The following is a 12,644-nucleotide window of genomic DNA, read 5'->3' on the forward strand; positions in this document are numbered from 1 at the left end:
CCACAACATGAGTTTTCGACGATTCCTGATCAAACGGACGGCGATCGCCGCGATATTGACTCTGGTGGCCGTTAGTATCATCTTCGCAACGCTGCGGTTCCTGCCCAGCGACCCGTTCAGCGGCCTCGTCGCCTCCGGCTCACTGACGCCGGAGCAAGTCGCTGAGTTGCGCGCGATGTACGGCCTCGACGAGCCGATCTGGGTTCAGTACCTGAAGTACATCCAGAACCTGTTCACGTTCCAGTTCGGGCTCTCGCTTACCGAACAGCGGCCGGTCTGGTCGATTATCGGGCCAGCGTTGCGGAACACGCTGGTGTTGCTCCTCCCCGCGCTGGTAACGACCGCAGTCGTGAGCTCCCTCGCCGGCATGTACGCCGGCTGGAACCGCGGGTCGTGGTTCGAGCAGACGGGGATTATCACCACGACGTTCTTCCGCGCCACCCCGATTTTCGTCACCGGGATCCTCCTGCTCATCATCTTCTCGTACGGGTTAGGGTGGTTCCCGGCGTTCGGGATGCGGAGCCCGGTCGCCAACCCACAGGGGGTGACGGAGACGTACCTCTCGGTGGACTTCCTGAAACACTACATCCTCCCGTTCACGGCAACGGTGCTGTTCTACAGCGGGGACTTCCTGATGCTTGCGCGAAACTCCGTCGTCGAACGCAAGGGCTCGGAGTTCCTCAAACTCCACCGCGCGAAGGGGCTGTCGGAGATGGAACAGCTGGCCCGTGCCGGCCGCAACTCGCTGCTCCCGCTGGTGACGTACTTCGCGCTCCGGACGGGCATGCTCTTCCAGGGAGTCATCACGCTGGAAGTGGTGTTCGCGTGGCCGGGAATCGGTCGTGCACTCGTTGATGCGATTCTCAATCAGGACTATCCGACGGTCCAAGCCGCGGTGTTCATCATGGCGCTTGCTGTCATCGTGATGAATCTGGCCGCGGACATCGCCTACGCGAAACTGGACCCGACCGTCGAAGCGGGTGATGTCTAATGTCCGGGTACGCACTCGACGTCGAAACAGCGAAAGATCGCCTGCAAGAAGAACTGTCGCGGGCACGGCGTGCGCTGAGCGTCGTCCTCGAGGACACCTCGGCGAAGATCGGGTTCGCCATTATCATGGCGTTCGTCTTCGTGGGCCTGTTCGGCCCGTACCTGGCGCCGCATCATCCCATCGAGCATACGATGCGCTCCGGTGGCTCGATGATGCGTCTCGAAAGCCCGACTGCGAAGGCACCGCTGGGGACGACGTCCTTCGGGAAGGATGTCCTCAGTCAGTTCCTCGCGGGTGCACGCCCGACGCTAATTGTGGGCCTGTTCGGCGGCATCGGCACCGGCGTTCTGGGCTTCCTCGTGGGGCTCACGAGCGGGTACTTCGGCGGCCGCGTCGACGAGGCGTTGATGCGGCTGACCGACCTGACGTTCGCGCTCCCGTTCCTGCCGATGGCGCTGGTCATCCTCTCGTTCGTCTCTCCGAACATCTGGTTGATCACCGCCGTGCTCGTCGTGTTCCTCTGGAAGATGCCCGCACGGGTCATCCGGTCGGAGGTCATGACCGTCAAAGAGCGGACCTTCGTCAAATCGGCGCGAGCACGCGGCGCGGGCCATATGCGAACGATGTTCCTGCACGTCGCCCCGAACGTGCTCGGTATCGGGTTCCTCTACACCGCCTACGCGTTCGGGTGGTCGATCGTTGCTGGCGCCTCACTGGCGTTCCTCGGCTTCGGTGACCCGACGATGACTTCCTGGGGACGGATGCTCGAGCAGGTCTTCCGCGCAGGTGCCATGCGCGTCGCGTGGTGGTGGGTCCTCCCGCCAGCCATCGGTATCGCTGCCGTCACGACGGCGGTCTTCCTGGTCGGCCGGGCGTTCGAGGAGCTAGTGAACCCAGATCTGCAAACGGAGCAAGAATGACCCTACTCGAAGTCAACAACCTCAAGATCACGTACGAAACCTCGGAGAAGGACATTCACGCCGTCAACGACGTCTCCTTCTCCATCGGGGAACAGGACAACTACGGCCTCGTCGGCGAGTCCGGATGCGGAAAATCAACCATCGCAAAGACCATCCTCGGGCTACTGGACGACAACGGTGAAGTCCAATCAGGTAGCGTCCAGTTTAAAGACCGAGAGCTGGTCGACCTCTCGGAGAACGAGTGGCAGGACGTCCGCTGGGAGGAGATCTCCTACATCCCGCAGAGTGCGATGGACTCGCTGGATCCTGTGATGACCGTCGGCGCGCAGATTCGACAGGCAATCCGTAAACACAAGGACGTCTCCAAAGCGGACGCCGACGAACGCGTCGCCGAAGTCTTCGAGATTGTCGGTCTCGACCCGGCGCGGACGAGCGACTACCCCCACGAGTTCTCTGGGGGGATGCGCCAGCGCGTCACTATCGCGATGGCGCTCGCGCTCGACCCGGACCTCATCATCGCCGACGAACCCACGACCGGCCTCGACGTCATCGTGCAGGACAAGATCATCGACAAACTGCTCGAGATTCAGGACGAAGTGGATAGTTCGATGCTGCTCATCACCCACGACGTCGGGGTTGTCGCCGAGACCTGCGACGAAGTGTCGGTGCTCTACGGCGGAAAAGTGATGGAACAGGGGGGAACACATGACGTGTTCACAAACCCGACTAACCCCTACACGATGGGGTTACAGAACGCCTTCCCGGAGGTCGACGAGTTTGACGAGCAAGCGATCTCCATCCCGGGGTCGCTACCAGACTTGACCGCGGAGCCGTCCGGGTGTGTCTTCCGCAATCGGTGTCCGTTTTCGACCGCCGAATGCGAAGACGGCCATCCACCGTTGACCGCGAACGGCGGCCAGCTGTCGGCCTGCTACTACCCCGAAGACGTCGACACCATGCGTGAGGCAGCGACCGACCCCGATACGTGGGGTATCGACACCGGGAGCGGCGATGAAACAGCCCGTGACACGGGCGATGTCATCCTCGAGACCGAGAATCTGGAAAAGTGGTTCAAACAGACCCAGTCCATCGTCGACGACTTGCGCGGCGCCGAACCGGACTACGTCAAGGCGGTCAACGGCGTCGACCTCACAGTCCGTGAAGGCGAGATCCTCGGCGTAGCTGGCGAGTCCGGGTGTGGGAAATCGACACTCGGTGAAGTCATCGCCGCGCTACAACCACGGACTGGTGGGGAAATCTACGTCAACGGCACGTCCGTCGATGACCTGCTCGAGGAGAGCACCAAGAAGTTCCGCTCACAAGTCCAGTTCATCTTCCAGGACCCGTTCGACTCGCTGAATCCGCGCCAGCGCGTCAAGGATGCCGTTGCCGAACCGCTCAAAATCCAGGGCCACGACAAGGAAACAATCGACCGTCGGGTCCGGCAAACGGTCTCCGACGTCGGCCTCAACCCACCCGAAAAATACCTCGATCAGGTCCCGGCGCAGCTATCCGGTGGGGAACGCCAGCGCGTCGCCATCGCGCAGGCACTCGTATTAGAACCGAATCTGCTCATCTGCGACGAGCCCGCATCGATGCTGGACGTGTCGCTGAAGGCGAACATCCTCAACATCCTGCGGGACATGGCCGACGAGCGCGACATCGGCATCGTCTACATCTCGCATGACCTCGCCAGCCTCACCCAGATTGCCAACCGGCTGGCGGTGATGTACCTCGGTCGCGTCATCGAGATCGGCGACACCCGCGAGGTCGTCGAGAACCCAAGACATCCCTACGCTGCGTCGCTGCTGGCTGCGTCACCGAAAACGGACCCCAGCACCGATCGCCAGCGGGTGTTGTTGCCCGGCGAGCCACCGAACCCGGTCAACCTTCCCGGGGGCTGTAATTTCGCGCCGCGGTGTCCGAAAGCTACCGCGGAGTGTCGCTCGTCGAACCCGGAACGGGCCGCCTTCAAAGACGGCGACCACGAGGCAGCCTGCCACTTCCCGGTCGAGGATGTCGACGGCGAGCTACTGGCGCAGTATGCTCGCGGAGGCGCTGGGACAGAGACCCAGACTGTCGAAGGGGAACCGGTCACAGAGTCGATCGAGGAGGCGTAATCGATGCGCGACCCCACGATGGACGCATCGTTGGTTGAGGTGGCGCCGCTGGCGGTCCGCGTCAGTGGCGTCACCGTCCCCGATAGTGCCATCGCTGTAGGTGGGGTCGTCCTTATCGGCTCCCTGATCGCCCTCTCCGCGTTCTTCTCGTCGTCGGAGATCGCGATGTTCTCGCTGGCGGACCACCGAGTTGAGGTCCTCACCAACGACGGGGTACCCGGGTCTCAGACGCTGAAGGCGTTGAAGTCCAACCCGCACCGGTTGCTCGTGACGATCCTCGTGGGCAACAACCTCGTCAATATCGCGATGTCCTCACTCGCGACCGGCCTGCTGGTGATGCTCGGGTTCGGACAGGGGCAGTCGGTCGCCTTCGCGACCTTCGGTATCACTGCTCTGGTCTTGCTGTTCGGCGAGAGCGCCCCGAAATCCTACGCAGTTGAGAATACGGAATCGTGGGCACTGCGCATCGCCAGACCGCTCAAGTTCGCCGAGTACCTCCTGCTCCCGCTGATCGTCGTCTTCGACTACCTCACGCGCGTGATAAACCGGGTCACGGGCGGGCGATCGACGATCGAGACCTCCTACGTCACCCGCGAGGAGATTCAGCAGATGATCGAGACCGGCGAACGGGAGGGAGTGCTCGACAAGGAAGAACGCGAGATGTTCCAGCGCATCTTCCGCTTCGACGACACCATCGCCAAGGAGGTGATGACGCCGCGACTCGACGTCACCGCAGTCGATCGAGACGACGAGATTGACGAAGCGATCGCGACGTGCATCAGGAGTGGTCACCAGCGCCTGCCGGTCTACGAAGGCAGCCTAGACAACGTCATCGGCGTAGTGACACTCTCGGACCTGGTGCGGGAATGGCAGTACGGGGAAAGCGACCTCGAATCCCTCGACCACTTCGTCGAGGAGGCGCTCCAGGTGCCGGAAAGCAAGAACGTGGCTGACCTGTTCGAGGAGATGCGCCGCGAGCCGGTCGAGATGGCGATCGTTATCGACGAGTTCGGCACGACCGAGGGAATCATCACGACCGAGGACCTCGTCGAGGAAATCGTCGGCGAGCTCCTTGGTGCCGAAGAGGAAGAGAAGATCACGGTCATCGACGAGACTAGCGTGAGTGCGCGCGGAGACGTCAACGTCGAAGCAGTCAACGACGCGCTCAACATCGACCTCCCCGAGGGCGAGGAGTTCGAGACGATTGCCGGATTCATCTTCAACCGGGCCGGCCGGTTAGTCGAGGAAGGCGAGTCGTTCGAGCACGGTGCCGTCGAGTTCAGCGTTGAACGCGTTGATGACAGCCGCATCAAGCGAGTTCGAATTACTGAACAGCGCGACCAGTCAGCAGCGGGTCAATCGGCGGAGTCGGTGAGTTGATGCCGGCGATTGTCCCACAGGACCCCAGTCACGGAGAACACACATGACGATACTCACAGCAGTCGGCCAAGAAGTGGAATCGAACGAAATCCTCGAGCTCGGGTACGAGCTCGCGACAGCGTACGACGAACAATTGCGTGTCCTCCACGTCATCCCGAAAGAGGATTTCAACGAACACAAAGCAGCACTCGAAGGCACGCCGGCATCCGAGAGCTTCACCATCAGCCGCGAAGAGCAAAGCGCGGCCGAGATCGCCCGGCAGGCCGTCCACGAATCGCTCGACGAGTACGACTCCGACCGGGTCGAAACGCAGGGACGCATCGGCGACCCGACGGACAAGATCCTCGCTGAAGTCGACCGTACCGAGCCCCGGTATCTCGTTATCGGCGGGAAAGGAAAATCACCCGTCGGGAAGGTCATCTTCGGGAGCACGGCACAGAGCGTACTGCTGAACGCGTCCTGCCCCGTCGTTTTAGCAAGCAGGTAACCAGAACACCCCTACGCGACCCGATTTCGGAGGGGGTCTCCTGATTGATACTGGTCGAAGATTTCTTCGACCAGCTCAGCAAGGTCGTGGTGGTAGCGGTTCGTCGTCGACCCCTCGTGTGGGGAGATGATGACTTCCTCGAAGTCCCACAGTGGGGACGTCTCCGGGAGCGGTTCCGTTTCGAAGACGTCGAGCCCGGCGCCCGCAATAACGTCGTCCTTTAAGGCGTCAACGAGGGCGTTCTGGTCGACAACCGCCCCTCGCGCGACGTTGATTAGATAGGCGTCGTTTCGCATTTGTTCGAGCTCCGCTGTCGAGAACATTCCCTCCGTCTCCGGTGTTTTTGGAACCGCGGCAACGACGAATCGAGCCTCGTTGATGGCCGCGTGCAGGTCCGCCGGCGAATAGATTGTCGAGACATGGCGTACGTCCTCATCTGAGCGGCGAACACCGATCACGTCCATCCCTATGCCGTCGGCATACTCTGCGACGCCCCGGCCGATAGTGCCAAGCCCGACGATGCATACCGTTTCCCCGGCGACAGTGAACGGCTGCTCGTACGGTGGATCGTACCACTGTCGCTGGTTCTGCTGGTCGCGGTACACGTGCATTCGACGGGCGAACATGAGCATATAGCTGGCCACGAGTTCGCCGACTGTCGTCCCATGAATCCCCGTACTATTCGTTAATGGCGTTCCTGTACGCTCGTACGCGTCTGTATCGAATTCATCGTAACCTGCCCGGAGACAGTGAACCCAACCTGCATCGAGAAACCCATCGCGTGGACGGTAGGAAGCGACAGCGTCCGTTTCATCGAGTGCTGCGTCCTCACCAATCACCTCGACAGGCACCGGGAGGTCATCCAGCGCATCGAGAAACGAGTCAATGGGAACCTTCTCGTCGATGCTCTCATGGACACAGAGTCGTTCCAGCGGCTCGGTGTCGGACATAGTGGTCGCACACCACGTCGGGTATTCAATCTTGCCACACCGGAGTGGCCGTGCTTCATAGCGATCTACGGACGCTCGCCGAGCTACGAGATGCAGCTTTCCGACCTCTGGTTGGAGTGGCAAACAGAAGCCAGCACGAGGAGCAAAACGCCCGTGTCACGGAAACAGCTCACCGGCGATTCGAACACATTCCAAAGGAGTACCCCCTCGGTGAGTCAAGCAAGCGGAGAGCCAACCCGAAGGGGGGCCCTGCAAAGGCGAATCTTCGGCCCGTGAAATCAGGACAACATTTACTACACTTCCAAATAATCCCTTAGGTGTCGCCGGCTGTAATCACCTGGCCGAGCAAACACCAAGCGGCCTGTCAGTGCCTGTCACTACTGATTACCATCTTTCGCCGGCGACATTTTCAGGGCGACAACGAATACACCCGCTACCGTATCCACTCGAATACCCTCGTAAAGGGGTCAAACATGCGGTATGAGCCTCGCCTCGGTGTTCACCAGATATGTTCACTCATCGTGTTCAGCGTTGTTTCGCGATTCGATATGGTTGGGCTTGTCTCCTAGATCATCAAGCGGCCAGCGAGCGATACAACTCCGTCATCACCGAACCCGACGAGGGGGACACCCACGTTTCTGTCGTCTGGGACCCGGCGAGTGGAGAGCGGTCTACGTATCGTCTTCCGGCGGGAGTACCGGGACACCACGTACCGGTAATGCCCAACCGTCCAGCGGTTAGCACTACGCTGCGAGTGATAGCGAGGGAGAGCTACGGCCAGAGGCCGCGCGTTTCGTGGGCTTCGGCGATTCGTGAGAGCGCGACGATGTACGCCGCGTCGCGCCATGTCACGTCGCGTGTCTCGAATTCGTCTTGAACGTCCTGCCAGGCGGCCAGCATCTCCGTTTCCAGCTCGTTATTGACGCGTTCCAGCGACCACGCGCGCCGATTGATGTCCTGAAGCCACTCGAAGTAACTCACGGTGACGCCGCCGGCGTTGGCCAAAATGTCCGGAACGACGGGGACGTCTCGCTCGGCGAAGATGGCGCTCGCTGCGCTCGTCGTCGGCCCGTTGGCGCCCTCGATGATGATGTCGGCCATCACGTCGTCGGCGTTCGCTTCCGTCAGGACGTTACCGATCGCCGCCGGAATCACCACGTCGACGTCCAACTCGAGTAACTCGTCGTTGGTCACCGTCTCCGGGGCCTCGTGAGTCATCACGGCCTCCGGTTCCTCGTGGTGGGAGGGGATCGCGTGCGTATCGAGGCCGTTCGCGTCGTAGATGCCGCCGTTGACATCGGAGACGGCGACGACGTTTGCGCCCCAGCTGTCGAGCAGTTTCGCCGCGTTCGACCCGACGCTCCCGAAGCCCTGAACTGCTATCGAGGTCTGCTTGATGTCCTTGTCGTAGTAGTCGATCGCTTCGCGGGCGATGATCGCGACGCTCCGGCCGGGCGCTGCATCGCGGCCTTTGCTCCCGCCGACGATCGGTGGCTTGCCGGTGACGACGCCGGGAATCGTTTCGCCTTCCTGCATCGAGTAGGCGTCCATCAACCACGCCATCGTCTGCGGGTCCGTCCCCATGTCCGGGGCGGGGATGTCCGTCGTCGGGCCGATAACCGAGCGGATCTCGTCGGTGAAGCGGCGCGTCAGCTGTTCCTTCTCGTCTTCGGTGAGGTCTTTGGGGTTGACGGCGATGCCGCCTTTCGCGCCGCCGAAGGGGATGTCCATCACGGCGCACTTCCACGTCATCCACATCCCGAGCCCGACGCATTCCTCGCGCGTCACCTCGGGGTGGTAGCGGAGGCCGCCCTTGAACGGGCCACGGACACTGTCGTGTTGCGCGCGATACCCGGTGTAGACCTCCACGTCGCCGTTCTCGCGCTCGATGGGGACCGTGACTTCGTGGACTTTCTTGGGGTGTTTGAGTCGCTCGACGACGTTCGGGTCGATGTCGAGGTGGTCGGCGGCGTGCTGGAGTTGTCGGCGCGCCGTCTGGAGCGCCGACTCCGGTTCACTGGCTTCCTCGGCCGTGTCCTCGTCGTGGTGAGTTGATGTTGAGGCCATCTTACTCGATTGGGGTGCGTCGGTTTCGCATGTTGCCAGCGCAGTCGGGGCACTGTCCCGGGTTGTCCTCCGCTAGCACGACGTTTCCGCACTCGAAGCACTCGTACGGCGATTCCTCGGCTGAGTTCTGGTTGACGTCCCTCATGGATAGGTGAGCGTCCCAGCGGCGGGCTACGGGATGCTCTACATACAGATAATAAGTGTATAAGGGAATACGGAGTAGTTGAGTACCGAACCACCGGCCGTCGAGCGCCGTTTACTATTCAACGGTCCGTGGAACGGAACCGGGAAACGCTACTGGCGAGCAATCACTCAGGGGCAGAGTGAACGCGATTAGTCCGCGCGTCGAGAGACCACCGGCGCGTGCTCGTCGATCAGCGCCGCGAAGAGTTTCTGCTGGACGGTCCGGATGTGCTGGTAGAACGCCTGCGGCGAGATGTCCAGCGACTCCGCGACAGCTTCCCCAGTCACTGTCCGCGGCGACTCGAAGAAACCACTGTAGTACGCCGTCTCTAGGACTTCCAGTTGTCTGTCAGTCAGGCTGTCCAGCACTGACGCGTAAAAGCCGTGTTCGGACGCCTGCTCGCGCGTCTGCTTCGCCGTCAGCTCGACGTCGTCGAAGCGCTGGGTGACGAACTGCGTGACGTTTCTGGCCTCAGCGTTCCCGGGGACGTCGATGACGAATTCCGTTCCGGTCTGTGACGCGGTCGCACTCTGCAGGACCGCGCCGTGGTCGGCCAGTTCCGTCGCGAGGAACGGCTCGGTCAACTGAAGTCGCAACACGCCCCCGGTGTCGCCACCGCGAATCCGCTGGACGTCTTCGACGACGCGGAGACCGGCCGCCACGTCGACGACCGCGTCAAGCGGAGCGTCCTCGACGGTGACGAACACGTAATTACCGCTGGCAGTCTGCTGGACGCCCCCCTCGTAGGTGACTGTGCAGTCGGCCGCGTGAGCGAGTTGCGCAAGCACGAACGACAAATCGGCGACCGCGTACTCGACGCGAGTCATCGACGTGGTGAGCAGCGCTCGCTTGCGTTCGCTCGCGCTAATCGCGGATGCAATCGTCTCACCGAGCTCCGCGAGCACCGTCTGAATCGTCTCGTCGAAGGCGTCCGGCGTCTCCGCGTACACCGTCAAGACGCCGTACGAGAGGTCGTTGTAGACGAGCGGGATGCTCAACACGGATAGTAGGTCGCGTGAAATCGCGTCCTTGCGCCACGGGGCCGCCCGGAGATCGGCCGCGACGTTCGAGACGAGCGTCACCTCGCCAGTCGCCGCAGTCCGACCCGCCGGTTCGACGGCGTCAGCGGCGACCGGGAACGACTGCGTATCGAGATAGCCGTGGTCGGTCCCCGCCCACGCCTGGGGCGTCACGGCCTCGGTCGTGCTATCGAGGGTGCCGATCCAGGCGAACTGGAAGCGCCCGTCGGCGGTGAGCCGTTCACAGACCGTGTGGTCGATCTCCTCGCGGGTCTCCGATTGCACGAGCGCCTGGTCGATCTCGCGGATCGTCTCGTTGATCTGGTTGAGTGTGGTGAGCTGGTCGTTCTGCTGCTGGAGTTCGCGGTCCTGCTCGCGGAGCTGGGACTCCCTGTCGACGCGGTCCAGCGCTGCTTCCGCCGTCGCCGCCAGCAAGTCCGCGAGTTCGCGCGTCACGTCGTCGAAGGCGCCGACGTCGGTCGACCCGGCGACGAACACGCCGTGGTTCCCGAGTGGGATGTACGCGACGCTCCGGAGGTCGGTCGCAGGATTGGCAAGGCGGTCGGCGTCGTGGACGTCCGCGAAAAACCGGGGTTCGTTCTCGACGAAGCTGTGACTGGTGAGGTCGTTGCCGTCCGCGTGAACGTCTGGCAGGGGGCCGTGGGCGTCCCGCATCGCCTGCGAGTGCGCGGTCGGCTGGAGGTGGTTGTCGTCGGCGTCGAAGAGGTAGACGGCACTCGCATCGAGGTCGAGAACGTCGGGCGCGTCGTCGACGACGTGCTGGGCGATCTCCTGGTGTGTTTCGGCGTACAGGAAGTCCCGCGCGGTCTCTTGGAGGGTCGCGAGTGCGCGTTCGCGCTGCTTGCGCTTCGTGATGTCGCGACAGCTGTACAGCAGCGTGCCGTCGTGAATCGAGACTTCACGAACGTTCACCAGCAGCGTGTGCTCGCGGCCGGCTTTGTCCGTGGCCGTCGTCTCGATGTTCTTGAGGACGCCGTCGTCGGCGAGGTCCTCGCGGTCGAACAAGTCGTCGCCCAGCAGGGCTTCGATCGTTCCCAGCTCTCGAATCTCCTCGGCCGTGTATCCGAAGATGAAGTGGACGTTCGGGCAGACGTACGTGTATTCGCCGTTCTCGTCGGTCATGAGAACGGTGTCGGTCATGTTGTTGAGTGTGACGCGGTGGAGTTGCTCGGACCGGCGGAGCTCCCGTTCGAGGTCGACGCGGTCGGTGATGTCGACGCTGTCGACGATAATCGAGACGAGGTCGCCGCGTTCGTCGGTGACCGGCTGGACGGACAGCTCGAGCACGCGTTCGCCAGTGACGCCGTTCCGGGTGACGACGGCGTGCCCGAACTCGCCGCGTTGCGCCGTCTCGATGAGGCGACGGATGTCAGTGCGCGTCTGGCTCTCGTCGGGCCACCAGGGGAGCGTCCAGAAGCGGTCACCGACGACGACGTCGGCGTCCACGTCGATCATGGCGCGGGCCGTCTGGTTGACGCGCTCGAGTGCGCCATCGCGCCCGAGGACCCACGTCGCCGACCTGGCGTCGTGGAACGTCGCGTCGAACTGTCGCGCACGGTCGCGCTGTGTCATCGACCGTTGGGCGTCCCGTAGCGCCTGCTCGGTTCGCTGGAGAGCGTCGGTGACGGTGTCGTCGACCGGGTCGGTAACGGCGATGTAGTCGGTGACGTCGGCCTCGATTGCCGTGCTGGCTATCGTCTCACTCCCGTCGGCGGTCCCCAGAATGACTGGAAGCGTCGCGGTCGTCTCCCGAATGCTGCGAACGAGGTCGACTCCCGTCGTTTCGGGGAGACTGTAGTCAGTAACGACGCAGTCGATGGCCGTCTGTCGGAGCGTCGTTCGGGCTGCCGGTGCCGTGGAGACGCGGTGAACGGTCGTATCAAACTGCTGTTGCAGCGCATCGACGTACGTTGTCAGCCACGCGGTGTCGCCGACAACGGCGATCGTAGACGTATCGAGGATGCTCCGGGAGTTTGGGTTCATCTGTAGAACACTCAGCCCCAATCACAGAACGCGAGAGCGGACGCGTGAGGCGGTGATGGTTGCACTATCCACCGCGGACGCAAAACCCCCGCCATTTACTATTCAACCCACGTCGGTTCTTCACGTTTCAAAACCAATGGCGAGTAGGATCTCGGCGATGCTGTGACGCCGTTGCCACGGGTGATTGCCGAGGCGTCGAGAGGCCGTGAGAGACCGCGACACGAACACATCGATAGAGGTGTGTCCCCGGGAACGGTCGTATTGACAGACTACTCACAACGATTCGGCGGGAACCGTTCGATTACGCCGGTCGAGAGAACAGACGAGCGGCGAGGCACAGCCTCGTTCTTTACAGAGAGAAGCTTTCTACCTACCAATCACACTTCGATAGAGGTGTGTGGGGTCGCGAGAGAACGGGAGTTTGGCTCGTCCGGATTCGCTCCCGCATCGACCTGCTGTGGTCGTGTGACGTTCGAACACGCCAATACACATCGATAAAGGGGTGTGCGCGGAAGTCGGGTG

The 12,644-nt window shown here is 62.3% G+C and carries 9 protein-coding genes; 5 read left to right on the forward strand and 4 right to left on the reverse strand.

The window, feature by feature from the left end; translation table 11 throughout:
• Nucleotides 1-7: 7 nt before the first annotated feature.
• The 5 genes from ABSL23_RS00995 to ABSL23_RS01015 are packed head-to-tail and all read left to right on the forward strand — an operon-like array spanning nucleotide 8 to nucleotide 5,898.
• On the forward strand, nucleotides 8-991 hold the full coding sequence (locus ABSL23_RS00995; protein ID WP_353633328.1) for an ABC transporter permease: 984 nt from the start codon (nucleotides 8-10) through the stop codon (nucleotides 989-991).
• Entirely contained in the window at nucleotides 991-1,911 is a 921-nt protein-coding gene (locus ABSL23_RS01000; protein WP_353633329.1) for an ABC transporter permease, read from the forward strand. Before ABSL23_RS00995 ends, ABSL23_RS01000 begins: the two co-directional genes overlap by 1 nt.
• A complete protein-coding gene (locus ABSL23_RS01005) occupies nucleotides 1,908-4,031 on the forward strand; it encodes an ABC transporter ATP-binding protein (protein ID WP_353633330.1) in 2,124 nt (707 codons plus the stop codon). Before ABSL23_RS01000 ends, ABSL23_RS01005 begins: the two co-directional genes overlap by 4 nt.
• A gap of 3 nt (nucleotides 4,032-4,034) precedes the next feature.
• Entirely contained in the window at nucleotides 4,035-5,411 is a 1,377-nt protein-coding gene (locus tag ABSL23_RS01010) for a hemolysin family protein (RefSeq protein WP_353633331.1), read from the forward strand.
• A 43-nt stretch (nucleotides 5,412-5,454) separates the two neighbouring features.
• A complete protein-coding gene (locus ABSL23_RS01015; protein WP_353633332.1) occupies nucleotides 5,455-5,898 on the forward strand; it encodes a universal stress protein in 444 nt (147 codons plus the stop codon).
• An 11-nt stretch (nucleotides 5,899-5,909) separates the two neighbouring features.
• On the opposite strand, the gene ddh is transcribed toward ABSL23_RS01015, so the two are convergent.
• The 4 genes from ddh to ABSL23_RS01035 form a co-directional block, all read right to left on the reverse strand.
• Nucleotides 5,910-6,848, reverse strand: a complete 939-nt coding sequence (ddh, locus tag ABSL23_RS01020) for a D-2-hydroxyacid dehydrogenase (RefSeq protein ID WP_353633333.1) — start codon at nucleotides 6,846-6,848, stop codon at nucleotides 5,910-5,912.
• 771 nt (nucleotides 6,849-7,619) lie between these two features.
• Nucleotides 7,620-8,915: a glutamate dehydrogenase GdhB gene (gdhB, locus tag ABSL23_RS01025; protein ID WP_353633334.1), complete on the reverse strand. Its 1,296-nt coding sequence runs from the start codon at nucleotides 8,913-8,915 to the stop codon at nucleotides 7,620-7,622.
• A 1-nt stretch (nucleotide 8,916) separates the two neighbouring features.
• Nucleotides 8,917-9,060, reverse strand: coding sequence for a rubrerythrin-like domain-containing protein (locus tag ABSL23_RS01030; RefSeq protein ID WP_353633335.1), 144 nt, complete (start codon nucleotides 9,058-9,060; stop codon nucleotides 8,917-8,919).
• A gap of 188 nt (nucleotides 9,061-9,248) precedes the next feature.
• Nucleotides 9,249-12,122 carry a bacterio-opsin activator domain-containing protein gene (locus tag ABSL23_RS01035; RefSeq protein ID WP_353633336.1) on the reverse strand — a complete coding sequence of 958 codons (2,874 nt, stop codon included), beginning with the start codon at nucleotides 12,120-12,122 and terminating at the stop codon, nucleotides 9,249-9,251.
• Nucleotides 12,123-12,644 lie beyond the last annotated feature (522 nt).

The sequence above is a fragment of the Halobacterium sp. NMX12-1 genome (genome assembly GCF_040435975.1).
GTDB lineage: Archaea > Halobacteriota > Halobacteria > Halobacteriales > Halobacteriaceae > Halobacterium > Halobacterium hubeiense.

Coding starts and splice junctions, on each gene's coding strand:
- ABSL23_RS01015 (WP_353633332.1), top strand. CDS start 5,455: ATGACGATACTCACAGCAGTCGGCCAAGAAGTGGAATCGAACGAAATC.
- ABSL23_RS00995 (WP_353633328.1), top strand. CDS start 8: ATGAGTTTTCGACGATTCCTGATCAAACGGACGGCGATCGCCGCGATA.
- ABSL23_RS01010 (WP_353633331.1), top strand. CDS start 4,035: ATGCGCGACCCCACGATGGACGCATCGTTGGTTGAGGTGGCGCCGCTG.
- ABSL23_RS01035 (WP_353633336.1), bottom strand. CDS start 12,122: ATGAACCCAAACTCCCGGAGCATCCTCGATACGTCTACGATCGCCGTT.
- ABSL23_RS01000 (WP_353633329.1), top strand. CDS start 991: ATGTCCGGGTACGCACTCGACGTCGAAACAGCGAAAGATCGCCTGCAA.
- ABSL23_RS01005 (WP_353633330.1), top strand. CDS start 1,908: ATGACCCTACTCGAAGTCAACAACCTCAAGATCACGTACGAAACCTCG.
- ABSL23_RS01030 (WP_353633335.1), bottom strand. CDS start 9,060: ATGAGGGACGTCAACCAGAACTCAGCCGAGGAATCGCCGTACGAGTGC.
- gdhB (WP_353633334.1), bottom strand. CDS start 8,915: ATGGCCTCAACATCAACTCACCACGACGAGGACACGGCCGAGGAAGCC.
- ddh (WP_353633333.1), bottom strand. CDS start 6,848: ATGTCCGACACCGAGCCGCTGGAACGACTCTGTGTCCATGAGAGCATC.